We start from the raw sequence: 26222 nt of genomic DNA on the forward strand, positions 1-26222 counted from the left end.
CCGGACGCCGCCGTCCGGTTGACACGAGGTGTGGCCCGGGCCACTCTCCGAGGTCCACGGGGACGACGAGGTCTCCGTGGACCTACGGAGGCGGTGCACCGTGCCGGACGAGCACACGGGTCGGGACGACGCAGGGCGGGGTGGGCGAGCGGGTCCGTCCCGCCGGCGCAGGTGGCGGCGTGCCCTGGCCGGTGCGGCCACGGCCGGGGTGCTCGGCTCCACGCTGGCGGCCTGCGGTGGTGGGTCCGGCGGCGTCCCGACGCTGACCTGGTACATCAACCCCGACGCCGGTGGGCAGACCGAGATCGCCGCCCGCTGCACCGAGGCGGCCGGTGGGCGCTACCGGATCGAGACCGCGACCCTGCCGCGCGAGGCCTCCGGCCAGCGCGAGCAGCTGGTCCGGCGCCTGGCCGCCAACGACACCTCGATCGACATCATGAGCCTGGACCCGATCTTCGTGCCGGAGTTCGCCCAGGCCGGCTTCCTCGCCCCGGTGCCGCCCGAGATCGCCGGCCGGGTCACCGAGGACGTCGTCCCGGCCGCGGTGGAGACCTCCACGTGGGAGGACCAGCTGGTCGCCGTCCCGTTCTGGTCGAACACCCAGCTGCTCTGGTACCGCAAGTCCGTCGCCGAGGCCGCCGGGCTGGACATGTCCCAGCCGGTCACCTGGGACCAGGTGGTCGCCGCCGCGCAGGAGCAGGACAAGCTGATCGGCGTCCAGGGGATCCGGGCCGAGGCGCTGACCGTGTGGTTCAACGCGCTCATCGAGTCCGCCGGCGGGTCGATCATCGCCGAGAACTCCACCGACCCCGAGCAGGTCACCCTGGGGCTGGAGTCCGACGCCGGACGGCGGGCGACCGAGCTGATGCGGGACATCTCCAACAGCGGGCAGACCGGCCCGGCGCTGTCGACGGCCAACGAGGACACCACGGCCACGGGCTTCGAGTCCGCCGACGGGGGCTTCATGGTCAACTACTCCTTCGTCTACGCCCGGGCCCTCGGCAAGGTCGAGGACGGGACGATGGACCAGGCCACGGTCGACGACTACGGCTGGACGCTGTACCCGCAGGTCGACGAGGGCACCGAGAGCGCGCCGCCCTACGGCGGGATCAACCTCGGGGTCGGTGCACTCAGCGAGCACCCGGACCTGGCCTACGACGCGACCGAGTGCATCACCTCGACGGAGAACCAGGCCTTCTACTTCGTCAACGACGGCAACGCGGCCTCGGACACCACCGTCTACGACGACCCGGAGGTGCTCGAGGCCTTCCCGATGGCCGAGACGATCCGTGACTCGCTGGAGCAGGCCGCGCCGCGCCCACTGACCGCCTACTACAGCGAGGTCACCGGCGGGCTGCAGCGCAGGTACCACCCGACCGGCTCGGTCGACCCGGAGCGGACGCCGCGCGAGGCCACCGAGTTCATCACCGCGGTGTTGCGGAAGGAGCAGTTGCTGTGACGACGACGACCCTGCCACCGGCGGAGAAGACCGCGCCGGTGAACGCCCCGGGCCACACGACCAGCGACCGGGCGCGCAGCGAGCGCAAGCTCGGCTGGCTGCTGGCCGGCCCGGCGCTGGCGGTGATGCTGCTGGTGACCGCCTACCCGATCCTGCAGGCGGTCTACGACTCGCTGTTCGACTACCGGCTCACCGACCCGGACAACCGGTCGTTCACGGGGCTGAGCAACTACGTCGTGATCCTCTCGGACTCGACGTGGTGGATCGCCATGGCCGTCACGGTGGTCATCACGCTGGTCACCGTCGCCATCGAGCTGGTGCTCGGGTTCGCGCTGGCGTTCGTGATGGCCAAGGCGCTCAAGGCCATCCGGCCGGTGCTCCGCGCGGCGATCCTCATCCCGTACGCGGTCATCACCGTGGTCTCGGCGTTCGCCTGGCGGTTCGCCTTCGCCATCGACACCGGGTTCGTGAACACCTGGTTCGGGTGGCTGCCCGGCATCGGCGCCGACACCGACTGGTTCGGCGGTCAGGGCTCGGCGCTGCTGGTCGTCTGCCTCGCCGAGATCTGGAAGACCACGCCGTTCATCTCGCTGCTCCTGCTCGCCGGGCTGGCGCAGGTGCCCGAGGTGCTGCAGGAGGCCGCCAAGGTCGACGGCGCCACCTGGTGGCAGCGGCTGCGGAAGGTGACGCTGCCGAACATGAAGGCCGCGATCATGGTCGCGCTGCTGTTCCGCACCCTGGACGCCTTCCGCGTCTTCGACTCGATCTTCGTCATGACCGCCGGGGCCAACAACACCGAGTCGGTGTCGTTCCTGGCCTACCGGCAGACCATCTCCCGGCTGGAGATCGGGCTGGGGTCGGCGGTGTCGGTGCTGCTGTTCCTGGTGGTCGTGGGGATCGCGGCCCTGTTCATCAAGGGCTTCAAGGTCGACCTGGCACAGGCACGAGGGGAGGGCTGATGTCGAGCAAGGAGAAGACCTGGTGGATCGTCGCCGGGGTCGCGATCGTCGTCTACGCGCTCTTCCCGGTCGCCTGGATCGTGTCGCTGTCGTTCAAGGCGCCCGGTGACCTGGCCAACGGGCAGTTCCTCCCCACCACGCCGACGGACGAGAACTACTCGACGATCTTCACCGGCGCCGGCGCGGACCTGTTCCTGCCCGCGCTGCGGAACTCCTTCGGGATCTGCCTGATCGCGACGTTCATCTCCTGCCTGCTGGCGATGTTCGCCGCCTACGCGATCGCCCGGCTGGACTTCCCCGGCAAGAAGCTGATCCTCGGCACCGCGCTGGGGGTGGCGATCTTCCCGGTCATCTCGATCGTCACGCCGCTGTTCAACCTGTGGCGCAACATCGGCCTCTACGACACCTGGCCGGGGCTGATCATCCCGTACCTGTCGCTGACGCTGCCGATCTCGATCTGGACCATGTCGGCGTTCTTCCGCGAGATCCCCTGGGAGATGGAGCAGGCCGCCCAGGTCGACGGGGCCACGACCTGGCAGGCGTTCCGCAAGGTGATCGTGCCGCTGGCGGCACCTGGGGTGTTCACCACGGCGATCATCGCGTTCTTCATCGCCTGGAACGACTTCGTCTACGGGATCTCGCTGACCTCCACCAGCGCCGCCCGGCCGGTGCCTGCCGCGCTGGGCCTGTTCTCCGGTGCCTCCCAGTTCGAGGACCCGACCGGCGCCATCGCCGCGGCGGCCGTGATCGTCACGATCCCGGTCGTGGCCCTCGTGCTCCTGTTCCAGCGGCGCATCGTCGCCGGCCTCACCAACGGCGCCGTCAAGGGCTGACCGCCCCCCGTACCCCTGCTCAGAGAGGACCAGCTCATGGCCGCCATCGAGATGAAGAACATCGTCAAGAAGTACGGCGACGGGTTCCCCGCGGTCAACGACGTCAGCCTGGACGTCGCCGACGGGGAGTTCATGATCCTGGTCGGCCCGTCCGGCTGCGGGAAGTCCACGCTGCTGCGGATGGTCGTCGGCCTGGAGGACATCACCAGCGGTGACATGGTCATCGGCGGCGTCCGGGTCAACGACAAGGCCCCGCGCGAGCGGAACCTGTCGATGGTCTTCCAGAACTACGCGCTCTACCCGCACCTGACGGTGTTCGAGAACATCGCCTTCCCGCTGCGGCTGGCCAAGATGGACGACGGCGAGGTGCGGCGCCGGGTGAACGAGGCCGCCGACGTCCTCGAGCTGCACGAGCACCTGGAGCGCAAGCCCGCCAACCTCTCCGGTGGCCAGCGCCAGCGGGTTGCGATGGGCCGGGCGATCGTGCGGCAGGCCGAGGCGTTCCTGTTCGACGAGCCGCTGTCCAACCTCGACGCCAAGCTGCGCGGGCAGATGCGCACCGAGATCTCCCGGCTGCAGCGACGGCTCGGCATCACCACCGTCTACGTCACCCACGACCAGACCGAGGCGATGACCCTCGGCGACCGGGTGTGCGTGCTGCGCAAGGGCAAGATCCAGCAGGTCGCCTCGCCGCGGGAGCTCTACGAGCAGCCGGTCAACCTCTTCGTCGCCGGCTTCATCGGTTCCCCGCCGATGAACTTCCTGCCCGCCACCGTCGACGGTGCCCGGCTGACCACGCCGTTCGGCACGATCGACCTCGACGAGCGGCGGGCGGCCGCCGTCGCCGGGCGCGACCTGCTGCTCGTCGGCATCCGGCCGGAGTACTTCGAGGACGCCTCGCTGGTGGACGAGGCCAAGCGGCCGGTGGGCACGGTCTTCCGCGCCCGGGTCGACGTCACCGAGTGGCTCGGTGACCAGCAGTACGCCTACATCCCCTACGAGGCGCCGGACGCGATCCGCACCCAGCTGCGCGACCTGTCCAAGGAGCTGGACGCGGAGGAGCTGCGCACCCAGGCGATCGTGTCCATCGACTCCACCAGCCGGATCCGGGAGGGCCGGGACGCCGACTTCTGGCTCGACACCCGCAAGGTGCACGTGTTCGACCCGCACACCGGGGAGAACCTCACCCGGGACGCCCAGGCGGGCGCGGAGCTGACCCGGATGGCGACCGAGGACCGGCTCGAGCAGGTGGGGGAGGCCCGCGAGCGCAGTGCCGGCGCCCAGACCGGTGGTGCCCAGAACGGCGGGGCCCAGGCCGGCGGTGCCCGGAGCGGCAGCTCCCGGGTCGGGGCCCCCTGACGGGCCTGCCCGGACCCCCGTGCGGGGTCCGGGCGGGGGCGGGCATGATCGCGCCGGGGTTTGTCGCGTGTCCCGGCTGCGCACTCCCCGACAGACCCTGGCCGGACCGTTGGAGGCACCAGCATGGACATCACCGCGACCGACGAGTGGGCAGCACTGTCTGACCACCACCGCGAGGTGGCGTCCCGCACGCTGCGCGAGCTGTTCGCCGAGGACGCCGAGCGCGGCACCCGGCTGACCGGCACCGCCGGTGACCTCTACGTCGACTGGTCCAAGCACCGGGTGACCGACGAGACCGTGCAGCTGCTCGTCGCCCTCGCCGAGAAGGCCGGCCTGCCCGGGAAGATCGAGGCGATGTTCTCCGGGGAGCACATCAACGTCACCGAGGACCGCGCGGTGCTGCACACCGCGCTGCGCGCCCCGGCGTCGGTGCCGCTGACCGTCGACGGCCAGGACGTCACCGCCGACGTGCACGCGGTGCTGACCAAGATGGGCGACTTCGCCGACCGGGTGCGCTCGGGTGAGTGGCGCGGGGCGACCGGCGAGCGGATCACCGCGGTGGTCAACATCGGCATCGGCGGCTCCGACCTCGGCCCGGCGATGGCCTACCTGGCGCTGGCCGACTACAGCGACCGTGGCCTCACCGCCCGCTTCGTGTCCAACATCGACCCGACCGACTTCGCCGAGAAGACCCGCGACCTGAACCCGGCGACGACGCTGTTCGTGGTCTGCTCCAAGACCTTCACCACGCTGGAGACGCTGACCAACGCCACCGTCGCCCGCGACTGGCTGCTCGCCGGCGTCGGCGAGGTCGAGGGCGCGGTCGCCAAGCACTTCGTCGCGGTGAGCACCAACGCCGACGCCGTGGCCGAGTTCGGCATCGACACCGACAACATGTTCGGCTTCTGGGACTGGGTCGGCGGGCGGTACTCCTTCACCTCCGCCGTCGGCCTGTCGCTGATGGTCGCCATCGGCCGCGAGCACTACGGCGAGATGCTCGCCGGCTTCCACGCCGTCGACGAGCACTTCCGCACCACCCCGCTGGCGGCCAACCTGCCGGTCCTGCAGGGCCTGCTCAACGTCTGGTACACCGACTTCTTCGGCGCCCAGACCCACGCCGTGCTGCCCTACAGCCAGTACCTGTCGCGGCTGCCGGCCTACCTGCAGCAGCTGACGATGGAGAGCAACGGCAAGACCGTGCAGTTCGACGGGGAGCCGGTGACCACCTCGACCGGCGAGGTCTACTGGGGCGAGCCGGGCACCAACGGCCAGCACGCGTTCCACCAGCTGCTGCACCAGGGCACCAGCCTCATCCCGGCCGACTTCATCGGCTTCGGCGAGCCGAACCACGACATCGGCGAGATGCACGACCTGCTGATGGCCAACATGTTCGCGCAGTCCTCGGCGCTGGCCTTCGGCAAGACCGCCGAGGAGGTCGCCGCCGACGGCACCCCCGCCGCCGTCGTCCCGCACAAGGTGATGCCGGGCAACCGGCCCTCGACGACGATCCTGGCGCCGAAGCTCACCCCGTCCACGCTGGGGCAGCTCATCGCCTTCTACGAGCACACCGTGTTCGTCGAGGGCGTCGTCTGGCAGATCGACTCCTTCGACCAGTGGGGCGTGGAGCTGGGCAAGGTCATGGCGCGGGAGCTCGCCCCGGCCCTGACCAGCGAGACGGCGCCGGAGATGGACCAGGACGCGTCCACCGTCGCGCTGGTGCAGCACTACCGGGCGCTGCGCGGGCGCGCCTGACGCGCCTGTCGCCTGGGCCCGCCGAGTGTGGACCAGGCGACCTCGTCCACGACCGTCCCCCTGCACCGTCGTCGGTGCAGGGGGACGGCCGTCGGTGCGGTGTGACGTCGTCCCGGGGGACGACGTCACGTGCAGGGGGACGGCGTGCTGCGGCGCTGCGGGTCAACGGTGGCTGCCCGGGTACTGGGCCTGAGACGATGATCGACGACAGCGTTGCCCGGATCGTGCCGTCCACCGCCCGGTGGACCGGCGCACCGGATCAGGAGGAGCCATGCCGAACCCGTTCGTGAAGCTGTGGAAGTACCTCACGGCCTCGGCCAACGACCAGATCGACCAGCGCGCCGACCCGAAGATCCAGATCCAGCAGGCGATCGAGGCCGAGCAGCAGCGCCACCAGGCCCTGGCCAACCAGGCCGCCGCCGTGCTGGGCAACCAGCGCCAGCTGGAGATGCGGCTCAACCGGCAGCTCGGTGAGATCGAGAAGCTCCAGTCCTCCGCGCGGCAGGCGCTGAACCTCGCCGACCAGACCCGCGCCTCCGGTGACGCGGCCAAGGCCGGCGAGTACGAGCAGGCCGCCCAGGCCTTCGCCACCCAGCTGGTCAGCGCCGAGCAGGCGGCGGAGGACCTCAAGCGCAGCCACGACGAGGCGCTGCAGGCCGCCGAGCAGGCCAAGGGCGCGGTGGAGACCAGCCGGATGCGGCTGCAGTCGACGCTGGCCGAGCGCACCAAGCTCATGTCGCAGCTGGAGCAGGCCAAGATGCAGGAGCAGGTCTCGGCCTCGCTGCGTTCGGTCAACGAGCTGTCCGCGCCGGGCAACACCCCCTCGCTGAACGACGTCCGGGACAAGATCGAGGCCCGTTACGCCAACGCCCTCGGCTCGGCCGAGCTCGCGCAGAACTCGGTCGAGGGCCGGATGCTCGAGGTGCAGAAGGCGACCATCGACGTCGCCGGTGCCTCCCGGCTCGCCGAGATCCGCGCCTCGATGGGCGGCGGGACGCAGGCCATCAGCGGCAACCCGGCGGCCGGTGCGATCGAGTCCGGCGGCACGGTCGGCGGGACCGCGCTGGGCGCCGACCAGTCGGCCGAGCGGCCCGACCGCGCCTGACGAAGGACCTCGGTGCCCCCACCTCTCGCAGGCTCGAGGCGGGACCCTGCACCGGGGCCGGAGCCGGAGCCCCGTCGTCCTCGTGGACGGCGGGGCTCCGTCGTCTCCGAGGCCCGTCAGGTGGCGGCGATCGACGCCGGGTGGCCGGGCTCGCCGGTGCGGGCGAGCGGGTCGATCGGGCTGCGCGCAGCCTGGCACTGCGGGCACCAGTAGGTCACCCGCTCCTGGGTGTCCGGGCCCTGGTCACCCAGCAGGATCGTCGTCCGGCAGCGGCGGCACGGGCGGCCCTTGCGGCCGAAGACCCAGTGGTCCTCCCCGCGGCGCATCGAGCCGGTGGTGCTCTGCTCGGGGTGGTCGCGGTTGGCCTGCATCAGCGTGCGGGCGCGGGTGACCAGGCCCGGCAGGTCGGGGACGTCGGCGACCCGGGTCCACGGGTGGGTCCGGGTCATGAACAGCGTCTCGACCTTGTAGAGGTTGCCGATCCCGGCCAGGTTGCGCTGGTCCAGGATCGCCACGCCGATCTGTTCGTCGGGGTGCGACTGCAGCCGGCGCAGCGCCTCGTCGAGGTCCCAGTCCGGGCCGAGCACGTCGGGGCCCAGATGGCCCACCAGGTCACCCTCGGCGCTGGTGGGCACGATCGTCATGTCGTGCAGCCGGTACCCGACGCAGTCCCACTCGCCGGTGGACAGGACAGCCCGGATGCTGTGCGCGGGCCCGCCCTTCCACGGGGAGCCGTGGCGGTAGATGTGCCAGCTGCCGTCCATCCGGTAGTGCGTGCGCAGCGTCCGGCCGTCGGCGAACCGGGTGAGCATGTGCTTGCCGCGGGGGACGACCTCGGTCACGGTGGCACCGGCCAGGTCGACCGTGGCCAGCTGGGGCACGCGCAGCTCGCCCTTGGTCAACGTGGCACCGGCCAGCGCGGTGTTCATCCGGTTGGCGGCCAACCAGACGGTGTCTCCTTCGGGCATCCCCCCATGATCCCCGGCTGCCGGGGTCCCCGCCTCAGTAGGAGGCGCGCCGGGCCTCGGTGCCGGGCAGGCCGGTGCGGGCGCGCGGATCGACCGGCACCGGGGTGGCCTGGCAGGTCGGGCACCACCAGGTCACCCGCTCCTGCAGGTCCGGTCCCTGGTCGCCGAGTGCGATCGGCGTCCCGCAGCGGCGGCACGGGCGGCCCTTCCGGCCAGCGACCCAGTGGTCCCAGCCGCGCCGGGTGATCCCGGTGGTGCTCTGGGCCGGGCGGTCGCGGTTGGCCATCATCAGCGTGCGGGCCCGCTCGACCAGCGCGCGCAGGTCCGGCACGTCGGCGACCCGGGCCCAGGGGTTGACCCCGGTGAGGAACAGCGCCTCGGTCTTGTAGAGGTTGCCGGGGCCGGCCAGGTTGCGCTGGTCGAGGACGGCGACGCCGATCTGCTCGTCGGGCCGGGCGCGCAGCCGGCGCAGCACCTCCTCGACGTCCCAGTCCGGGCCGAGCACGTCGGGACCGAGGTGGCCGACCAGCTCGTGCTCGCGCGCCGTGGGCACCAGTGCCATGTCGTGCAGCCGATAGCCCACGCACTCCCACTGGTCGGTGGTCAGCACGGCCCGGACCTCGAACGCCGGCCCGCCCCGCCACCGCGTCCCGGGACGGTTGATGTGCCAGCTGCCGTCCATCCGGTAGTGCGTGTGCAGCGTGCGGCCGTCGGCCAGGCGGGTGAGCACGTGCTTGCCGCGGGGCACGACCTCGGTGATGGTCGCGCCGGTCAGGTCGACGCTGGCGAGCCGGGGCACGCGCAGCTCGCCCCGGAGGAGCGTGGCCCCGGCGAGTGCGGTGTCCATGCGCTTGGCCGCCAGCCACACGGTGTCTCCCTCGGGCACGCCGTCCATCGTCCCCGGTCCGGGCCGCCCGTGCGGAGCCCGCCCGTGCCACCATCGCCGGGTGCTGTACTCCGGGCCCCCGCCCGATCCCGTCGTGCTGCCGCCGGTCGTGCGCGCCCTGGCCGGTGCCGGTCCGGCGACGGCGGTCTGGCAGAACGAGGCCGGGGGAGTCACCTGGCAGTTCGGGTCCGGGGCGGGGCGCCGGTTCGTGAAGTGGGCGCCGGCCGGCAGCGGGCTGCCGATCGTGCGCGAGGCCGAGCGGCTGCGCTGGGCGTCGCGCTTCTCGCCCGTGCCCGTCGTGCTGGACGCCGGCAGCGACGCCGACGGCGACTGGCTGCTCACCGCCGGGCTGCCCGGCGACAGCGCCGTCGACGCCCGGTGGCGGGCCGACCCGCTGACCGCGGTGCGCGCCATCGGCGCCGGCCTGCGGGCACTGCACGACGCGCTGCCGGCCGAGGGCTGCCCGTTCGACTGGACCGCGCGCACCCGGCTGGCCGACGTGCACCGCCGGGCCGACGTCCTGCACCCGGAGTCGTGGCACCCGGTGCACGCCGCGCTGTCGGTGGCCGAGGTGCTGGCCCGGCTGGCCGACGTGCCCGACGACGACCGGCTGGTCGTCTGCCACGGCGACGCGTGCGCCCCCAACACGCTGGTCGCCGACGACGGGTCGTGGTCCGGGCACGTCGACCTGGGGTCCCTCGGCCTGGCCGACCGCTGGGCCGACCTGGCGGTGGCGACCTGGAGCACGCAGTGGAACTACGGCCCGGGCTGGGAGCGGCCGCTCCTCGACGCCTACGGCATCGAGCCGGACCCGGCGCGGACGGCCTACCACCGGCTGCTCTGGGACGCCGGCCCCTGACCCGGTGCGGGTGGGTCGCCCGGGCGGGTGAGCGGGCTGTGAGGGCAGCGACAGACGGGAAGAGAGCGGCCGCCGGCGACGCTGTGGGACCCGTGACCGTGACGACCCGCCTGCGCAGCCTGCCGGTTCGACTGACCGGGAACTCGGTGGCCCGACAGCCCGTGGCCCCCGCGCCTGAGCCGGTCACGGTGACCGTCGCCCGGGTCGTGCGGCCCGAGGAGCACGAGGCCTTCGAGCAGTGGGCCGCCGACGTCCAGGAGCTGGTCGCCAGCTTCCCGGGCAGCCTCGGCTCGTCCTTGCTGCGGCCCGGTCCAGCCAGCGACGAGTACCACCTGGTCTACCGGTTCAGCGACGACGCCTCGCTGGCCGTCTGGGAGCGCTCGCCGGAGCGCCGCGCCGCGCTGGAGCGGGTCAGCCGGCTGGTCGAGCAGGAGCGGACCGCCCGGGCGGTGGGCCTGGAGACGTTCTTCGCGGTGCCCGCCCGCCCGGGGCCGGCCTGGCGCAGCTGGGCGCTCACCGTCGCCGTCGTCCTGGTGCTGACGACGAGCTTCCAGCTGGTCGCGATGCCGTTCGTGGGCGGCTGGCCGTGGCCGGCCCGGCTGCTGCTGTCGGCGTTGTACGTGGTGACGGTGCTGCGGCTGGCGATGCCGCGGCTCAGCCGCTGGCTGGGCCCCTGGCTGCAGGGCTCCCGCCGCCGCTGACCGGCTGACGCGCTGGTCGACGCACCGACGGGTCGGCGTACCTGCCGGCCGGCGCACCTGCCGGTCGATGCCCCTGCCGGTCGATGCCCCAGCCGGTCGATGCCCCAGCCGGTCGACGCCCCAGCCGACTGGCTGACGTGCTGACGTGCTGACCGGCTGACGCGCCGGCCGTAGCCGGCGCGTCCGGTCAGCGCCGCAGGCGCAGGCCCTGTGGGGTGGCGATGAAGCCCGCTGCCTGCAGGGCGGCGGACAGCGCGCCGGACTCGTGCACCGAGGCCCCGTCGGCCTTCTGCACGGTGATCCGGCCCAGCGCCCCGGAGGCCACCGCGCTCGACAGCGCCGTGGCCGCCTCCTTGAGCGTGGTCTCCTCCTCCGTCCAGGACAGCAGCGTCTTGCCGCCGCGCTCCACGTAGAGCACCAGCTCGCCGTCGACCAGCACCACCAGCGCCCCGGCCTTGCGCCCGGCCCGGTGCCCGCTCTTCCTGGTCGTCGCCGCGGTGCCCTCGCCGAGGTCGACGCCGTCCGCTGCGGCGGTGTCACCACCGGTGCCGGTGCCGGGACGCTCCGGCCAGGGCAGAGCCGCGCCGTAGACGTTGGCCGGGTCGGTGGCGGCGAGCACGACCGGGCCGGCGGGCACGCGGTCGGGGTTGGCGAAGCTGCGCAGCCGGTCGACCGAGCCCGGTGTGCCGAACTGGGCCGCACCCAGGGTCTCCACGAAGTACCCGCGGCGAGCCCGGCCGTTCTCCTCGAACGCCCGCAGCACCGGGTAGACCGCGGAGAAGCCGCCGGTCACCTGCTCGGCCTGCACCGCGCCCCGGGTCAGCACGCCGTGTCGCTCCAGGAGCGCCTCGGCGCGGGCGGTGGTGCGCTTGGTGGTGTTGGACTCCAGCTCCGGCAGCCGCGACCAGCGCCCGGCCATCGAGGGCGGCCCGGTGCGGCTGGGCATCGCCGGGCGGCCGAGGCGGGTGCGGCCGTAGCGGCTGCGATCGAGCCGGGCGCGCGGTGCGGCAGGGGCCTTCTTGTGCGTGCCGCCGCCGGACAGCCGGGTGCGCAGCGGGGCGAGGGTGTCGTTGGTGAGCGCCCCGGACCAGACGAGGTCCCAGATCTCCTCGGCCAGCGCCGGGTCGTCGGTGGCCCCCACCCGGTCGGACAGCGTGCGGAAGAACATCGCCTGCCCGCCGGCGAGCTCGTCGAGCACCAGCTGGCCGACCCCACCCTCGAGGACCGCCCCGGCCGGCGGCTCGGGCAGCAGCAGGGGAGCCAGGTCGGCGGGCACGAGGGTCACCCAGCCGTCGCCACCGGACAGCCCGCCGGCGCCGGCCCACAGCACCTCGCCGGCGCTGGTCAGCTCGTCGAGCATCGCGGGGGAGTAGCCCTGCACCCGGGAGGGGAGCACCAGCGACTCCAGCGCCGACGCCGGCACCAGCGCGCCGGCCAACTGCTCGACGACCGCCAGCACGCCGTCGACCCCGCGCATCCGGCCGCCCACGGACTGCCAGCTTGGGGTGAACCGGGCCAGGGTGTCGATCGGGACCGGCTCGACCTCCTGGCGCAGCTTGGCCAGCGACCGCCGGCGGACCGAGCGCAGCACCTCGGCGTCGCACCACTCCTGGCCGATGCCGCCGGGACGGAACTCACCGGTGACCAGCCGGCCGGTGCCGACCAGCCGCTGCACGGTGGCGGTGACCACGGCGACGCCCAGCCCCAGCCGGGCGGCGACCTCGGGCGGGGCGAACGGGCCGTGGGTGCGGGCGTAGCGGCCGATGAGGTCACCGAGCGGGTCGGCGACCGGCTCGGTGAAGGCCTCCGGGACCCCGACCGGCAGTGCGGTGCCCAGCGCGTCGCGGAGCCGGCCGGCGTCCTCGATGGCGACGTACCGCTCCTCCCCGGCGATCCGCACGACGAGCGCGCGCCGGGAGACCACGAGCTCCTCCAGCCACGCGGCGGGCACCCCGCGGGCGGCGGCCTCGGCGACGGTCAGGTCGCCCACCCCGCGCAGCAGGTCGCTGGCGCCGTCGACGTCGCGCGGATGCCGCTGCTCGGGCAGCCGCTGCAGCTCGGCCTCGATCTCGGCCATCGCGTCGCCGTCGAGCAGCTCGCGCAGCTCCGAGCGGCCCAGCAGCTCGGCCAGCAGACCGGTGTCCAGGGCCAGGGCCTGCGCGCGGCGCTCGGCCAGCGGGGCGTCGCCCTCGTAGATGAACTGGCCCACGTAGCCGAACAGCAGTGACTGCGCGAACGGTGACGCCGTCTGGGTCTGCACGTCGACCAGCCGGACCCGGCGGGCGCGCACGTCGCTCATCAGCTCGACCAGGCCGGGCACGTCATAGACGTCCTGCAGCACCTCCCGCACCGCCTCGAGGGTGATCGGGAAGGAGGAGAACTCGCTGGCCACCGACAGCAGCTGGGCCGCCCGCTGGCGCTGCTGCCACAGCGGGGTGCGGCGGCGTGGGTCGCGGCGGGGGAGCAGCAGCGCGCGGGCGGCGCACTCGCGGAACCGGCTGGCGAACAGCGCGGAGTTGCCGACCTCGGCGGTGACCTCGCGCTCGACGTCGTCGGGGTCCAGCAGCGCCAGGTCGGCCTCGGGAGGCTCGCCGGTGGTGTCGGGCAGGCGCAGCACGATGCCGTCGTCGGCGTGCATCGAGGCGACGTCGACGCCGTACCGCTCGCGCAGCCGGGCGGCGAGCACCAGCGCCCACGGGGCGTTGACCTGGGCGCCGAAGGGGGAGTGGACGACCAGCCGCCAGTCGCCCAGCTCGTCGCGGAACCGCTCGACCAGCAGCGTGCGGTCGTCGGGCAGGTGGCCGGTGGCCGCCTTCTGCTCGGCGAGGTAGGCGAACAGGTTGCTCGCACCCCAGGCGTCCAGGCCCGCAGCGCGCGCCCGCTCCTGGCCGGCCTCGGGGGTGGCGGTGCCGACCTCGCGGAGGAAGGCGCCCAGGGCCCGGCCCAGCTCCAGCGGGCGGCCGAGGGTGTCGCCGTGCCAGAACGGCATCTTGCCCGGCTGGCCGGGGGCCGGGCTGACCAGCACCCGGTCGTGGGTGATCTCCTCGATCCGCCAGGAGGAGGAACCGAGCAGGAAGACGTCGCCCACCCGGGACTCGTAGACCATCTCCTCGTCGAGCTCACCGACCCGCCGTCCGCCGTTCTCCCCGGCGCCGGAGACGAGGAAGACGCCGAACAGGCCGCGGTCGGGGATGGTGCCGCCGCTGGTGACCGCCAGCCGCTGCGCGCCGTTGCGGGCGGTGAGGGTGTCGGTGACGCGGTCCCAGGTCAGCCGCGGGCGCAGCTCGGCGAAGGCGTCGGAGGGGTAGCGGCCGGCGAGCATGTCCAGCACCGCGTGCAGCGCGGAGTCCGGCAGCGAGGCGAACGCCGCCGACCGGCGCAGCACCGCCGACACCTCGTCGACGGTGCGCGGGCGCTCGGAGACGATGGCCACGATCTGCTGGGCCAGCACGTCGAGGGGGTTGCGCAGGTAGCGGGTGGACTCGATCGCCCCGGCCCGCATCCGCTCCGCGACCACGGCGCTCTGCACCAGGTCGCCGCGGAACTTCGGGAAGATGACGCCCTCGCTGACCGCACCCACCTGGTGGCCGGCGCGGCCGACCCGCTGCAGCCCGGCGGCGACGTTGGGCGGGGACTCGACCTGGACCACCAGGTCGACCGCGCCCATGTCGATGCCCAGCTCGAGGGAGGAGGTGGCGACCACGGCGGGCAGCTGCCCGGACTTGAGCGCCTCCTCGACGATCGCCCGCTGCTCCCGGGAGACCGAGCCGTGGTGGGCGGAGGCGACCGGCTTGACGTCGGTCGAGGTGCCCGCGCCGACGCCGGTGCCGGCCTGGGCCATCAGCTCGGCGGGGTTGGCGCCGTGCGGCATCGGCTCGCCGGTCGCCCGCTCGTAGGCCAGCTCGTTGAGCCGGCTGGTCAGCCGTTCGGCCAGCCGCCGGGAGTTGGCGAAGACGATGGTGCTGCGGTGGCTCTCGATGAGGTCGAGCACCCGCTCCTCGACCGCCGGCCAGATCGACGTCCGTGGCTGGTTGCCGGCCGCGGAGCCGGACAGCTCGCCGGTCGGCTGCCCCAGCTGGGACATGTCCTCGACCGGGACGACGACCGACAGGTCCCACTGCTTGGTCGACGGCGGCGCGACGACCTGCACCGGGCGCCCGCCGGCGAGGAAGGTGGAGACCTCCTCGATCGGGCGGACCGTGGCCGACAGGCCGATCCGCTGGGCGGGTGCGTCCAGCAGCTCGTCGAGCCGGTCGAGGGAGACGGCCAGGTGCGCCCCGCGCTTGCTGCCGCAGACGGCGTGCACCTCGTCGAGGATGACCGTCTCGACCCCGCGCAGCGACTCGCGCGCCTGGCTGGTGAGCAGCAGGAACAGCGACTCGGGCGTGGTGATCAGGATGTCCGGCGGGCGCTTGGTGAACAGCCGCCGCTCGTCGGCAGGGGTGTCGCCGGAGCGGATGCCGACGGTGATCTCCGGCCGCTCGAGCCCCAGGCGGGCGGCGGCCTGGCCGATCCCGGTCAGCGGTGCCCGCAGGTTGCGCTCGACGTCGACGGCCAGCGCCTTGAGCGGGGAGACGTACAGGACCCGGCAGCGGCGCAGCGGGTCCTCCGGCGGAGGCGTGGCGGCCAGGCGGTCCAGCGACCAGAGGAAGGCAGCCAGCGTCTTGCCCGAGCCCGTGGGGGCCACGACCAGCGCGTGCTGCCCGCTGCTGATCGCCGTCCAGGCGCCCTCCTGGGCGGTGGTGGGGTGTTCGAACGCGCCGGTGAACCAGGCCTGCGTGGGCGCGGAGAAGCGCTCCATCGCAGGCGTCGGGGCGGACGGCATGGTCGGCACGTCCTCAGTGTCCACGCGGGTACGACAGTCCGCCGTCCACGAACGGGCGACCACCGGCCCGCCGTGTCCCCGTGTCGACTCGTCGACAAGGGGATGATGATCACCTCTTCGGATTACACGGTTGTAGTTACGACGTTGTAGTCCACGTGACGATGCAGCGGGCGGGGGTCCGGTCCTCGAGCGTGCGCTGGGTGGGGTACGACCTGGACGCGCACGTGCTGGAGGTCGGCTTCGTCAGCGGTGGCGTGTACCGCTACCCCGATGTGTCGCCGGAGGAGGCGCTCGCCCTCCTGGAGGCCGACAGCATCGGCCGGCACCTCAACAGCGTGGTCAAGCCGCGGCACGCCGGTCACCCGGTCCGCCGCGCGGGCTGACCCGCGGGGGCTCAGCGCCGCATGTTGCGGACGGTCAGCACGACCGCGACCAGCAGCGCCACGGCGAAGGCGATCTGCAGCAGCGTGTCCCAGGTGCCCGAGCCGGTCATGCCGCCGAGCGTAGGGGCGCCTCCCCGGCCGCGCGGGGCGGTGGCCGTGGGTACCGTCGTGCTGTGCGGCTGCAGGAGTTCAGGACCCGGATGGAGAGCCAGTTCGGCTCGATGCGTGCGCAGTACGTCGCCAGCGACCACGTCTTCGGCGCGCTCGGTGGCCGCTCGGCGCTGGAGGCCATCGACGCCGGGGTGCCGGTGCGCACCGTCTGGCTGGAGATCTGCAAGGAGTACGACGTCCCGCCGAAGGACCGCTGAGGGCCCACCGGCGGGACGTCGGGCGCTCAGGAGCCGAGCACGCTCCGGACGTGGGTCGACAGCGGGGTGGTGGGCCGGCCGGTGAGCTCCGACAGTGCGGTGCTGCCGGTGTCCAGCGCGCCCGCGGCGATGGCCTGGTCCAGGCCGACGACGAACTGCGCCGTCCCCTCGGGGAGACCGGCGTCGAGCAGGGACCGGACGTGCTGCTCCGGGGTGAGGTCGGTGTAGGTGACCTCGCGACCGGCGGCGGTGGAGACGGCGGCGGCCAGGTCGGCCAGCGTGAAGGCGTCGTCGCCGCCGAGCTCGAGCACGCCGGTGGTGGGGGAGCCGGCGGTCAGGACGGCGACGGCCGCCGCGGCGTAGTCGGCGCGGGTTGCGGCGGCGATCCGGCCGCTGCCGGAGCTGCCGGTGAGCGAGCCGGTCTGCGCGGCCTGCGTGATCTGCTGGTCGTAGTTCTCCAGGTACCAGTTGTTGCGGAGCACGACCGCGGGGATGTCGTAGTCGGCGATCAGCCGCTCGGTGGCGATGTGCTCCGGCGCCAGCGGCAGCGGGGTGTCGTCGGCCTTGCTGGCGCTGGTGTAGACGAGCAGCTCGACGCCGGCGGCCTTCGCGGCCTGCAGCACGTTGGTGTGCTGCTGGACGCGCTGGCCGACCTCGCTGCCCGAGACCAGCAGCAGCCGGTCGGTGCCCTGCAGCGCCGTCTCCAGGGTGGCGGCGTCGGTGTAGTCGGCCTGCCGCACCTGGACGCCGCGGGCGGCGAGGTCGGCGACCTTGGCCGGGGTGCGGACGACGGCGACGACCTCGGCTGCCGGGACGCCGGCGTCCAGCAGGCCGGTGACGACGAGCCGGCCGAGGTGGCCGCTGGCTGCGGTGACGCTGATCATGAGCTCTCCTCCGGACGAGCGCTAACTCCTGGTTAGCGCTTTCGTCGGCACAGTACAGTCGGCGGCGAGGTACGACACCGAGGAGTGGTGATGAGCACGTCCCAGCAGGCGGCCGACGTGTTCAGCCGCGACTGCCCGTCCCGCGAGGTGTTCGAGGACGTCACCGGCAAGTGGGCGGTGCTCGTGCTCTCCGCACTGGACCAGGGCCCGCACCGCTTCGGCGAGCTGCGCCGCCGGGTCGACGGCGTGAGCGAGAAGATGCTGTCCCAGACGCTGCAGGTGCTCGAGCGCGACGGCCTGGTGCACCGCGAGGTCCGGTCGGCCACCCCGCCGCACGTCGAGTACACCCTCACCGACCTGGGGGCGGCGCTGGCGCCGCGGCTGCTGGCGCTCATCGACTTCGTCGAGGACGCCCTGCCGCAGGTGCTCGCCGCCCGCGCCGCCCGCCGCTGACCTCGGCCGGGCCGGCCTCCGGGCGGCCCGTCACGATCGGGGCGGCGTGTCGGTGGAATCGAACACGTGTTCGGCATACCGTGTCCACAGACCCGGTGTTCGTCCACAGATGCGCTCCGGCTCGCGAAAGTGTCAGACCCCCGCCCTAGCGTCGGCGACGACCCGCTACAGCGACATCCGAAGGTGGCCACCATGGCAACGCTCGACCGCGACAAGGCCCTCGACATGGCCCTCGCCCAGATCGACAAGCAGTTCGGCAAGGGCTCCGTCATGCGCCTCGGGGACTCGCCCGAGGTCGCCATGAAGGTCATCCCGACCGGCTCCATCGCCCTCGACATCGCCCTGGGCGTCGGCGGTCTGCCGCGCGGCCGGGTCGTCGAGGTCTACGGCCCCGAGGCCTCCGGCAAGACGACGGTCGCCCTGCACGCGGTGGCCAACGCCCAGGCCGCCGGCGGCATCGTGGCCTTCGTGGACGCCGAGCACGCGCTCGACCCCGACTACGCCCGGGCGATCGGTGTCGACACCGACGCCCTGCTGATCAGCCAGCCCGACACCGGTGAGCAGGCGCTGGAGATCGCGGACATGCTGATCCGCTCCGGCGCCCTGGACCTGATCGTCATCGACTCCGTGGCGGCCCTCGTGCCCCGCGCCGAGATCGAGGGCGAGATGGGTGACAGCCACGTCGGTCTGCAGGCCCGGCTGATGAGCCAGGCGCTCCGCAAGATCACCGGCGCGCTGAGCAACTCGGGCACGACCTGCATCTTCATCAACCAGCTGCGCGAGAAGGTCGGGGTCGTCTACGGCTCCCCGGAGGTCACCACCGGTGGCCGGGCGCTGAAGTTCTACTCCTCGGTCCGGCTCGACGTGCGCCGCATCGAGACCCTGAAGCAGGGCACCGACGCGGTCGGCAGCCGGGTGCGGATCAAGGTCGTCAAGAACAAGGTCGCCGCCCCCTTCAAGCAGGCCGAGCTCGACCTGATCTGGGGCACCGGCTTCAGCCGCGAGGGTGGCCTCATCGACATCGGTGTGGAGCAGGGCTTCGTCCGCAAGTCCGGTGCCTGGTACACCTACGACGGCGACCAGCTCGGCCAGGGCAAGGAGAACGCCCGCACCTTCCTGCGGGACAACCCCGACCTGGCCGACGAGATCGAGAAGAAGATCAAGGAGAAGCTGGGCATCGGCGTCCCCAAGGTCGACGCGGGCGTGGCAGCAGCCGAGCCGGCGGACTTCTGATCCACCGATGACCGGTCCCTCCTCCGACGGTCCCGCGGGCGCCGACCCCGACCAGGACGTGCAGCCGACCGACGACCCAGGTCGTCGGTCCGGACGCCGCTCCGGTCGGGGTGGTGCCCGCGGTGGCGGCGGGTTCGGCGAGGGCGGCTCCGGCCGCCGCAGCCAGGGCTCGCGGGGAGCTGGGGGGAGCGGTGACGGCGCGTCCGGGCGCGGGAAGAGCGGCCGGGCCAGCGGCCCGCAGTGGAGCTCGCGCTCGACGGACGCCGACGGCGCGCCCACCGAGATGGAGGACCCCGAGGCGGTCGCCAAGGGGATCTGCCTGCGGGCGCTGACCGGAGCGGCCAAGACGCGCAAGCAGCTGGCCGACCTGCTGGCCAAGAAGGAGGTGCCGGCCGAGGTGGCCGACGCCGTGCTCGACCGGTTCACCGACGTCGGCCTGATCGACGACGCCGCCTTCGCTGCCGCCTGGGTGTCCAGTCGGCAGTCCGGGCGGGGCCTGGCCCGGCGCGCGCTCGCCTCCGAGCTGCGCGCCAAGGGCGTCGACGGGGAGGTGGCGGCCGCGGCCGTCGCCGAGGTCGACCCCCAGGCCGAGTGGGACTCCGCCCGCGCGCTGGTCGCCCGGAAGATGCCCTCGATGCAGCGGCTCGACCGCGTCACCGCCGAACGGCGGCTGATGGGCATGCTGGCTCGTAAGGGCTACGGCGGCGGTCTCGCCGGTTACGTGGTCCGTGAGGCGCTCGACGACGCCGGCAAGGCCGAGGACGCGGCAGCCGAGGCCGAGCCCTTCGATGACGACGAGCCCAGCTGGTCACCGGCCGAGGCGCCGGTGTGGACCGCGGCACGGTCGGCTGCCCGGTCCGCCCTCCGTTCGACCGCACCGGCAGCCAGCTTCGCCGGTCCTGCGGCCGGCGAGGTCGGGGAAGGGCAAGCCCGGCACATCGGGCGACCGCGGACCGGTCCGGCCGCCCCAGCCGGGGAGCTCGCCGACCCGTTCTGACGTCGGCGTCCAGCCTGGCTGTCACCGGGCCGGTGCCCCGGCGATCCAGCGCCCACCCTGGCTGTCGAGTCGGGAGCTCCGGCCTCCAGCCGCCTGGTTGCCACCAGCCTGGGCCCCGGCATCGAGGCGGTCTGTCACCAGCTCGGCGCCCACTGCCTCGGTGGGTGCCGGCCCCGTCCCACCACCCTCGCTGGGACCGGCGCGGGGGCCAGGCGGAGATCACGTCCCCGAGGGCCCGGGTCGTGAGGCCGGGGGTGACCCATGGGGCGGTCGAGGCCGACACCGCGACCGCGGACCGCGACCTCCCCCGGCGGGTCTGCGCGGGCGACCTACGGTGTCGCCGGTCCGGCCGCCGGCCGGCCGTCCAGCCGACGACCCAGGAGCACGTCCGTGAGCCGCACCGCTGTCCTCGTGGGTGGGCGTGCCCGCCGGCGCCCCCGAGCGGTGGGCCAGGACACCGGTCACCGCGTCCGGGGATCGAGCTCGGTGCTCCTGGCCGCTGTCCTGCTCGGCGCCGCGACGAGCTGCGGGCCCGCCGACCCGGCTCCGGTGGTGACCGCGGATCGCGCGCCAGCGGCCCCCCAGCACGCGCTGTGGCCGCTGACCGGTCTGGACAGCGGCACCGCCCTGCCCCGTCCGGCCCTGGCCCTGAAGATCGAGAACTCGGTCGCAGCGCGCCCGCAGACCGGCCTCGGCGCCGCCGACCTCGTGTGGGAGGAGGTCGTCGAGGGCGGCATCACCCGCTTCGTGGCCGTCTACCACTCCACGCTGCCGGTCGAGGTCGGGCCGGTCCGCTCGGTCCGGCCGATGGACGCCGCGATCGTCGCGCCGCTGCACGGGGTGTTCGCCTTCTCCGGTGGTCAGCCGTCGTTCGTCGACGCGGTCACCGAAGCCGGCACCCAGGTGCTCAGCAGCGACTCCGGTGCCACCGGCTTCCACCGGATCGACTCCCGCCCGGCGCCGCACGACCTCCACGCCGAGCCGGCGACCCTGCTGGTCCAAGCCGATCCGCGGCACTCGGCCGCCCCGCCCGCCCAGTTCGAGTTCGCCGGAGTCGGCAACGAGCCCACCGCGGTGGCGGCGGGGGCACCGGCCGGCTCGCTCGCGCTGACGCTGTCCGGGGTCAGCCACCCGACCTGGACCTGGAGCGCGCCCGACGGCCGCTGGGCCCGCGCCGAGGGTGAGACCCCCGCCGTCGAGGCCGACGGCACGCCGCTGCGCACGACCAACGTGGTCGTCCTGCGCACCGGGTCCGTCGACACCGGCACCACCGACCCGGCCGGCAACCCGGTCCCCGAGACGGTCCTGGTCGGCTCCGGGGAGGCCGTGGTCGCCACCGGCGGTCACACGCTGACCGTCACCTGGGTCAAGAACGCCGTCGACCAGCGGCTGGTGCTGCGCGGTCCCGACGGCAACCCGGTGCGGCTGGCGCCCGGGAACACCTGGGTGGAACTGGTCCCCACGGACACCGGCTCGGTCACCGTCGACTGACGCGCCGCGGTGTCGGATGCCGGCAGCGCCACCAGTGCGGGGCGGCGTCGGCCGGGGTGCGACCTGGGCCGTGCAGTGGTGTCACGTCCTGCGCCGCCGTGGCGGCCGGCGTGCGGGTACGAGACGACGGCCGCAGACAGCACCAGCCGGTGCGACGAGGTCGCACCGGCCGGCCGGGAACGCCAGTGGCGGCGTCCGTCGCACCGGCCGACCGGCGAGGGTGCCGGTCGGGGACAGGGGTGGTGCCGGGTCGCCGCCACCGGCGGCCCGGCCCGTCCGCGCGGGTGTGACGCCCGCTCAGTGGCCGGTGCGGGAGCTCAGCGGTCCAACCACGCGGTGACGTCGACGGCCACGCCCCCGGCGGCCTCCTCGTCCGGCACCAGCCAGCGACGGCTGCGCTCCTGGCCGGCACCCAGCCACAGCCGGATGGCGGTGTCGAACTGCGACATGGTGATCTCCTTGGCGCTGGTCGAGCTGCTGACCGGGCCGAGGAAGGTCACGTCGCACTCCTGACCGTTGCCGTACAGCAGCACCACGCGGCAGCGCGACCGGCGGTGCCGGGCCGGGGGCACGGCCTCCCGCACGATCGCCTGGTCCGCGCCGGCGGCCTCGGCGAAGCGAGCCGCGCTGGCGCGCAGCTTGCTGACGAAGATCTGCGTCGTCGTCGCCAGGTCCTCGTCGTCCTCGATGTCGCGGTGCATGTGGCGCGGAGCGGTGGCGGTGGAGGTCACACCTCCCCTCTCGGCAGATCGCCCGGCCGGGGCGATCGGCACGATGTGCCAAGCCGGGCAGACGGGTCCGGCAACACCACCGGGCGGCCGGCGGGCGCGCACCCGGTGGCGTCCGCCGGCCCGTCACCCGGGGACGGTCAGCCGGCGTAGGCGCGGCGTCCGGCCTCGGCCACCTGGTGGTCCTCCTCGACCGTCCCCGCGCTCACCCCCACGCCACCGGTGACCGCACCACCGGCGTCGGTCAGCAGCACCCCACCGCCGAAGACGACCAGCCGGCCGCCGGTGGTGGACTCGATGCCGAACAGCGGCTGCCCCGGCTGCACGAGCGCGGCGAGGTCCCGGGTGTCGGTCTGGAAGTAGACGGCGGTCAGCGCCTTCTTCTGCGCGATGTCGACACCGATCAGCTTGGTGCCGTCCATCGACACGAACGCGACGAGGTTGCCGCCGTCGTCCACCACGGCGATGTTCATCGGCTGCCCGACCGCCGTCGCCTCCGCCTGGCACGCACCCAGGACGCTTTCGGCCTGCGCGAGGGTGAGCTGTCTGCCCATGGGGTGCTCCGGTTCCGGTGCGGTCGGTGGATCGTGCGGGACGGTCAGAACACCCGGATCGGGACCTCGGCGGGGGCGTCGAGCAGGGCGTCGATCTCCTCGTCCAGCCTGACCAGCGTCAGGGACGCACCGGCCATGTCCAGCGAGGTGCAGTACTCGTTGACGTAGCTGCGGCTCACCGTGATGCCCCGCTCGGCGAGCTGCTGGTGGGCGCGGCGGAACAGGATGTAGAGCTCGCTGATCGGGGTGCCGCCCAGTCCGTTGACCATCAGCGCCACCCGGTCGCCGGAGGCGTAGGGCAGGTCGGTGACCACGGCGTCGAGCAGCTCGTCGACGATGGCGTCGGCCGTCGTCATCTTCTTGCGCTCCCGGCCCGGTTCGCCGTGGATGCCCACGCCCATCTCGATCTCGTCCTCGCCCAGCTCGAACAGCGGGGACCCCTTGGCCGGCGGGGTGCACGCGGTGAGCGCGACGCCCATGGTGCGGGTGACGTCGTTGACCTTCTTCCCGACCCGGATCACCTCCTCCAGGTCGTCACCCCGGGCAGCGGCTGCGCCCACCGCCTTGATGACGAAGAAGTTCCCGGCCACGCCCCGCCGGCCGACGGTGTAGGTGGAGTCCTTGACCGCGACGTCGTCGTTGATGGTCAGGATCTCGACCTTGATGCCCTCGGACTCGGCCATCTCCTTGCCCATGTCGAAGGCCATCCGGTCGCCGGTGTAGTTGTTCACCAGCAGCAGCACGCCCTTGGGCGAGGCCAGCAGCTTCGCCGTCTCGTAGACGTAGTTCATCGGCGGGGCGGCGAACACGTCACCGGGGCAGGCGGCGTCCAGCATGCCCCTGCCCACGATCATCACGTGGGCGGGCTCGTGCCCGGAGCCCGAGCCCTGCACGATCGAGACCCGGTCGTCCCTGGGGGAGTCCGCGCGCATGACCAGGTTGTGCTCGGGGACGTAGCGGAGGCTGTGCGGGTTGGCCAGCGCCAGTCCCTCCAGCATCTCCGGCACGAACTGCTGGGGGTCGTTGACGAACTTCTTCATGACGCTCCTTCTCTCTGCCACGCCTCGTCGACCCGGCCGAGGATCACGGCCACGCCCATGGCGCCCGCGTCGACCGAGCCCCTGCTCCGCTCACCGGTGTAGGACGCCCGGCCCCGCCGGGCGACCATGTCGACGGTGGCCTCCGCGGCCTCCCGGGCGGTCGCGGCCATCGCGGTCAGCGCCTGCGCCGCGTCCGCGCCGGCGGCCAGCTCGGCCTCCAGCCGGTCGGTGACGGGCACCAGGACGTCGAGCAGGGTCTTGTCCCCGACGTCGGCCTGACCGCGCGCCTTGATGCCCTCGACGGCGGCGCGCAGCATCGCCACGACCTGCTCGCCGGTGAGGGTGTCGGTGGCGCCGGCGGTCATCCCCGCGCGCATGAACGCCGTCCCCCAGATCGGGCCCGACGTGCCCCCGATCCGCGCGGTGACCACCATGCCGATCTTCTTGAGGAAGGTGCCGATGTCGGTGCGGTCGACGTCGTCCCAGCCGGCGAGCACGTTCTCGAAGCCGCGGGCCAGGGAGTAGCCGAAGTCGCCGTCGCCGACCACGGCGTCGAGGTCGCCGAAGTACTTCTCGTTGTCCACCGCAGCCTGGGCGATCGTGCGGACGACGAGGTCGACCTGCTGCTGCGTCGTGCTGCTCACGCCGTTCCTCCCTCGGGACGTCGGCCGGACGGCGCACCCAGGCACGCCCGGGCGTCGGCCAGCACGACGTGGTGGCCGGGGTGCGCCCGGCCGCGGTTGACCAGGACCTCGATCGGTGGCCGGTCGGGGTCGCCGAGCTCGGACACCACCAGCACCGCCTCGTCGGCCGGCTCGTGCCGCGTGTAGCCGTTCACCGTGACCAGGCAGGGCAGGCCCGCGCCGGTCGCGGCGAGCAGCCCGTTGCGGGAGTCCTCCACCACGAGCGTGTCGTCGCGGTCCAGCCCCAGCGTCGTCACCACCAGGTCGTAGATGGCCGGGTCCGGCTTCTTGGCCGGGACGACGTCCCCGGCGAAGACCGGGACCCGCGCGGCGACCTCGGCCCCCACCGCGTGCTCCAGGACGGCGCGGACGGACTCCTCGGCCGAGGTGGAGGCCACCGCGACGGTCCACCCGTCGTCCAGGGCCTCGGTGACCAGCCGCGCGACGCCGGGCCGGGCCGGGATCTCCCCGGCGGCGACCAGCGCGCGGAACCGCGCCGTCTTGGTGCGGTGCCAGTCGGCCAGCAGCTGCCGGCGGGCGTCCTCGTCGTCCGGGACGCCGGCGGCGCGCACGAAGTCCGGGTCGGCGAAAAGGCTGGCCATCCGCTCCTTGCCGCCGCCGATGGCCAGCTTCTCCCCGTAGTCGTCCTCGCTCCACCGCACCGGCAGTCCGTGCTCGGCGAAGGTGGCGTTGAAGGCGGGCAGGTGGCCGTACCGCTCGGTGTCGGCGAGCACCCCGTCGCAGTCGAGGACCAGTGCGCTCACCAGGCGCGCCCGGAGCTGCCGAAGGTGCGCATGTGCTCGGCCGCCATGTCCACGACCGCGGTCCGCTGGTGGGCGAAGAAGGACGGCGGGTCCCACTTCCCCCGCGTCTCGGCCTCGCGCAGGAACGCCAGGCTCGACTGCAGGAAGACCTGCTTGAGCGCGGTGGAGATGTTGACCTTGGCGCAGCCGCGGGCGATGAGGTCCTGGAACTGCTCGGCGGACAGCCCGGTGCCGCCGTGCAGCGCCATCGGCACGCCGGTCGCCGCCACCAGGTCGCTGACCCGCTGGTGGTCGAGCACGGGTGCGGCGGTGTACTGGCCGTGGGCGTTGCCGATCGCGGGGGCGAAGCAGTCGACGCCGGTGCGCTGGATGAAGTCGACGGCGACCTCCAGCGTCTGGACGACGGGGGCGTCGTCGGAGCCGATCCCGTCCTCGACGCCCTGGATGCCCTCGATCTCGCCCTCGACGTGCGCGCCGCGGGCGTGGGCCTCGGCGACGACCTCGGTGGTCTGCCGCAGGTTCTCGGCGACGTCGAGCTCGTGGGCGTCGAACAGGACCGAGTTCCAGCCGCCGGCCAGGCAGTCGCTGATGACCGCGCGGTCGGGGCAGTGGTCCAGGTGCAGCGTCACCGGCACGTCGACGTCGCGGGCCATCGTGGTGACGACGTCGAACAGCTGACGGCGGCCGTAGGACCGCACCGTCTTCACCGAGGTCTGCAGGACGACCGGGGACCGCTCGGCGACGGCGGCCGCGAGGACCGCCTCGACGGTCAGGTCGTTGACCACGTTGAACGCCGGCACGCCGTACCGCTCGGCCAGTGCCCGGTCGAGCAGGTCCTTCATCGGGACGACGGGCACCGGGGCTCCTGTCAGCTCGGTCGACGACTGCCGTGCCCGAGTCAAGCGTGGCCCGCGTCACAGGTCCATGGGGTGGATCAC

The 26222-nt window shown here is 73.4% G+C and carries 24 protein-coding genes; 14 read left to right on the forward strand and 10 right to left on the reverse strand.

Features of this window, described 5'->3' with window-relative positions:
- Window positions 1-208: 208 nt before the first annotated feature.
- The 6 genes from O2W14_RS19650 (at window position 209) to O2W14_RS19675 (ending at window position 7467) form a co-directional block, all read left to right on the forward strand.
- Complete coding sequence (locus tag O2W14_RS19650) at window positions 209-1459, forward strand: extracellular solute-binding protein (RefSeq protein ID WP_269177824.1); 1251 nt, start codon at window positions 209-211, stop codon at window positions 1457-1459.
- Complete coding sequence (locus tag O2W14_RS19655) at window positions 1456-2418, forward strand: carbohydrate ABC transporter permease (protein ID WP_269177825.1); 963 nt, start codon at window positions 1456-1458, stop codon at window positions 2416-2418. The genes O2W14_RS19650 and O2W14_RS19655 overlap by 4 nt, the downstream gene beginning before the upstream one ends.
- Complete coding sequence (locus O2W14_RS19660) at window positions 2418-3251, forward strand: carbohydrate ABC transporter permease (RefSeq protein WP_269177826.1); 834 nt, start codon at window positions 2418-2420, stop codon at window positions 3249-3251. Before O2W14_RS19655 ends, O2W14_RS19660 begins: the two co-directional genes overlap by 1 nt.
- Before the next feature lie 36 nt (window positions 3252-3287).
- The gene (locus O2W14_RS19665) at window positions 3288-4610 is read left to right on the forward strand and encodes an ABC transporter ATP-binding protein (RefSeq protein ID WP_269177827.1); all 1323 of its coding nucleotides are present in this window, start codon (window positions 3288-3290) and stop codon (window positions 4608-4610) included.
- Between the two features lie 123 nt (window positions 4611-4733).
- The gene (gene pgi / locus O2W14_RS19670; RefSeq protein ID WP_269177828.1) at window positions 4734-6362 is read left to right on the forward strand and encodes a glucose-6-phosphate isomerase; all 1629 of its coding nucleotides are present in this window, start codon (window positions 4734-4736) and stop codon (window positions 6360-6362) included.
- A 271-nt stretch (window positions 6363-6633) separates the two neighbouring features.
- Complete coding sequence (locus O2W14_RS19675; RefSeq protein WP_269177829.1) at window positions 6634-7467, forward strand: PspA/IM30 family protein; 834 nt, start codon at window positions 6634-6636, stop codon at window positions 7465-7467.
- A gap of 116 nt (window positions 7468-7583) precedes the next feature.
- Here the strand turns inward: O2W14_RS19675 and O2W14_RS19680 are convergent, their stop codons facing one another.
- Both O2W14_RS19680 and O2W14_RS19685 read right to left on the reverse strand, forming a co-directional pair.
- A complete protein-coding gene (locus O2W14_RS19680; RefSeq protein ID WP_269177830.1) occupies window positions 7584-8435 on the reverse strand; it encodes a DNA-formamidopyrimidine glycosylase family protein in 852 nt (283 codons plus the stop codon).
- Between the two features lie 34 nt (window positions 8436-8469).
- Window positions 8470-9330 (reverse strand): DNA-formamidopyrimidine glycosylase family protein, encoded by an 861-nt coding sequence (locus O2W14_RS19685; RefSeq protein WP_442928844.1) that lies wholly within the window; start codon window positions 9328-9330, stop codon window positions 8470-8472.
- Between the two features lie 52 nt (window positions 9331-9382).
- Here O2W14_RS19685 and O2W14_RS19690 point away from each other — a divergent pair, with 52 nt between their 5' ends.
- Together O2W14_RS19690 and O2W14_RS19695 are read left to right on the forward strand one after the other, a co-directional pair.
- Entirely contained in the window at window positions 9383-10180 is a 798-nt protein-coding gene (locus O2W14_RS19690) for an aminoglycoside 3'-phosphotransferase (protein ID WP_269177832.1), read from the forward strand.
- Between the two features lie 161 nt (window positions 10181-10341).
- Window positions 10342-10881 carry an antibiotic biosynthesis monooxygenase gene (locus O2W14_RS19695; protein WP_269177833.1) on the forward strand — a complete coding sequence of 180 codons (540 nt, stop codon included), beginning with the start codon at window positions 10342-10344 and terminating at the stop codon, window positions 10879-10881.
- Between the two features lie 187 nt (window positions 10882-11068).
- Here the strand turns inward: O2W14_RS19695 and O2W14_RS19700 are convergent, their stop codons facing one another.
- On the reverse strand, window positions 11069-15730 hold the full coding sequence (locus O2W14_RS19700) for an ATP-dependent helicase (protein WP_269177834.1): 4662 nt from the start codon (window positions 15728-15730) through the stop codon (window positions 11069-11071).
- A 167-nt stretch (window positions 15731-15897) separates the two neighbouring features.
- On the opposite strand from O2W14_RS19700, the gene O2W14_RS19705 reads away from it, so the two are divergent.
- Both O2W14_RS19705 and O2W14_RS19710 read left to right on the forward strand, forming a co-directional pair.
- Complete coding sequence (locus tag O2W14_RS19705; protein ID WP_269177835.1) at window positions 15898-16089, forward strand: KTSC domain-containing protein; 192 nt, start codon at window positions 15898-15900, stop codon at window positions 16087-16089.
- A 173-nt stretch (window positions 16090-16262) separates the two neighbouring features.
- Window positions 16263-16457 (forward strand): DUF3046 domain-containing protein, encoded by a 195-nt coding sequence (locus O2W14_RS19710; RefSeq protein ID WP_163608907.1) that lies wholly within the window; start codon window positions 16263-16265, stop codon window positions 16455-16457.
- A 26-nt stretch (window positions 16458-16483) separates the two neighbouring features.
- Here O2W14_RS19710 and O2W14_RS19715 read toward each other — a convergent pair whose 3' ends face one another.
- Window positions 16484-17341, reverse strand: a complete 858-nt coding sequence (locus O2W14_RS19715) for an NmrA family NAD(P)-binding protein (RefSeq protein WP_269177836.1) — start codon at window positions 17339-17341, stop codon at window positions 16484-16486.
- A gap of 90 nt (window positions 17342-17431) precedes the next feature.
- On the opposite strand from O2W14_RS19715, the gene O2W14_RS19720 reads away from it, so the two are divergent.
- The 4 genes from O2W14_RS19720 to O2W14_RS19735 all read left to right on the forward strand — a co-directional run bounded on the left by O2W14_RS19720 (window position 17432) and on the right by O2W14_RS19735 (window position 21515).
- Entirely contained in the window at window positions 17432-17794 is a 363-nt protein-coding gene (locus O2W14_RS19720) for a winged helix-turn-helix transcriptional regulator (RefSeq protein ID WP_269177837.1), read from the forward strand.
- A gap of 192 nt (window positions 17795-17986) precedes the next feature.
- Window positions 17987-19027, forward strand: a complete 1041-nt coding sequence (gene recA / locus O2W14_RS19725) for a recombinase RecA (RefSeq protein WP_269177838.1) — start codon at window positions 17987-17989, stop codon at window positions 19025-19027.
- A 7-nt stretch (window positions 19028-19034) separates the two neighbouring features.
- Window positions 19035-20024: a regulatory protein RecX gene (locus O2W14_RS19730; RefSeq protein WP_269177839.1), complete on the forward strand. Its 990-nt coding sequence runs from the start codon at window positions 19035-19037 to the stop codon at window positions 20022-20024.
- 390 nt (window positions 20025-20414) lie between these two features.
- Complete coding sequence (locus O2W14_RS19735; RefSeq protein WP_269177840.1) at window positions 20415-21515, forward strand: DUF3048 domain-containing protein; 1101 nt, start codon at window positions 20415-20417, stop codon at window positions 21513-21515.
- 317 nt (window positions 21516-21832) lie between these two features.
- On the opposite strand, the gene O2W14_RS19740 is transcribed toward O2W14_RS19735, so the two are convergent.
- From O2W14_RS19740 to O2W14_RS19765, 6 genes are all read right to left on the reverse strand, one after another.
- On the reverse strand, window positions 21833-22246 hold the full coding sequence (locus O2W14_RS19740; RefSeq protein ID WP_269177841.1) for a hypothetical protein: 414 nt from the start codon (window positions 22244-22246) through the stop codon (window positions 21833-21835).
- Between the two features lie 137 nt (window positions 22247-22383).
- Window positions 22384-22797 (reverse strand): GlcG/HbpS family heme-binding protein, encoded by a 414-nt coding sequence (locus tag O2W14_RS19745; RefSeq protein WP_269177842.1) that lies wholly within the window; start codon window positions 22795-22797, stop codon window positions 22384-22386.
- A 44-nt stretch (window positions 22798-22841) separates the two neighbouring features.
- On the reverse strand, window positions 22842-23837 hold the full coding sequence (gene dhaK, locus O2W14_RS19750; protein WP_269177843.1) for a dihydroxyacetone kinase subunit DhaK: 996 nt from the start codon (window positions 23835-23837) through the stop codon (window positions 22842-22844).
- A complete protein-coding gene (dhaL, locus tag O2W14_RS19755) occupies window positions 23834-24481 on the reverse strand; it encodes a dihydroxyacetone kinase subunit DhaL (RefSeq protein ID WP_269177844.1) in 648 nt (215 codons plus the stop codon). Before dhaL ends, dhaK begins: the two co-directional genes overlap by 4 nt.
- A complete protein-coding gene (locus tag O2W14_RS19760) occupies window positions 24478-25284 on the reverse strand; it encodes an HAD-IA family hydrolase (protein ID WP_269177845.1) in 807 nt (268 codons plus the stop codon). The genes dhaL and O2W14_RS19760 overlap by 4 nt, the downstream gene beginning before the upstream one ends.
- On the reverse strand, window positions 25281-26141 hold the full coding sequence (locus O2W14_RS19765) for a class II fructose-bisphosphate aldolase (protein WP_269177846.1): 861 nt from the start codon (window positions 26139-26141) through the stop codon (window positions 25281-25283). Before O2W14_RS19765 ends, O2W14_RS19760 begins: the two co-directional genes overlap by 4 nt.
- Window positions 26142-26222 lie beyond the last annotated feature (81 nt).

The sequence above is a fragment of the Modestobacter sp. VKM Ac-2986 genome, assembly GCF_026967795.1.
GTDB lineage: Bacteria > Actinomycetota > Actinomycetes > Mycobacteriales > Geodermatophilaceae > Modestobacter.

Excerpts from the sequence above, each read along its gene's own strand:
- pgi (WP_269177828.1), top strand. The coding sequence starts at position 4,734 with ATGGACATCACCGCGACCGACGAGTGGGCAGCACTGTCTGACCACCAC.
- O2W14_RS19715 (WP_269177836.1), bottom strand. The coding sequence starts at position 17,341 with ATGATCAGCGTCACCGCAGCCAGCGGCCACCTCGGCCGGCTCGTCGTC.
- O2W14_RS19660 (WP_269177826.1), top strand. The coding sequence starts at position 2,418 with ATGTCGAGCAAGGAGAAGACCTGGTGGATCGTCGCCGGGGTCGCGATC.
- O2W14_RS19720 (WP_269177837.1), top strand. The coding sequence starts at position 17,432 with ATGAGCACGTCCCAGCAGGCGGCCGACGTGTTCAGCCGCGACTGCCCG.
- dhaK (WP_269177843.1), bottom strand. The coding sequence starts at position 23,837 with ATGAAGAAGTTCGTCAACGACCCCCAGCAGTTCGTGCCGGAGATGCTG.
- O2W14_RS19685 (WP_442928844.1), bottom strand. The coding sequence starts at position 9,330 with ATGGACGGCGTGCCCGAGGGAGACACCGTGTGGCTGGCGGCCAAGCGC.
- O2W14_RS19680 (WP_269177830.1), bottom strand. The coding sequence starts at position 8,435 with ATGCCCGAAGGAGACACCGTCTGGTTGGCCGCCAACCGGATGAACACC.
- O2W14_RS19730 (WP_269177839.1), top strand. The coding sequence starts at position 19,035 with ATGACCGGTCCCTCCTCCGACGGTCCCGCGGGCGCCGACCCCGACCAG.
- O2W14_RS19675 (WP_269177829.1), top strand. The coding sequence starts at position 6,634 with ATGCCGAACCCGTTCGTGAAGCTGTGGAAGTACCTCACGGCCTCGGCC.
- O2W14_RS19745 (WP_269177842.1), bottom strand. The coding sequence starts at position 22,797 with ATGGGCAGACAGCTCACCCTCGCGCAGGCCGAAAGCGTCCTGGGTGCG.
- recA (WP_269177838.1), top strand. The coding sequence starts at position 17,987 with ATGGCAACGCTCGACCGCGACAAGGCCCTCGACATGGCCCTCGCCCAG.
- O2W14_RS19665 (WP_269177827.1), top strand. The coding sequence starts at position 3,288 with ATGGCCGCCATCGAGATGAAGAACATCGTCAAGAAGTACGGCGACGGG.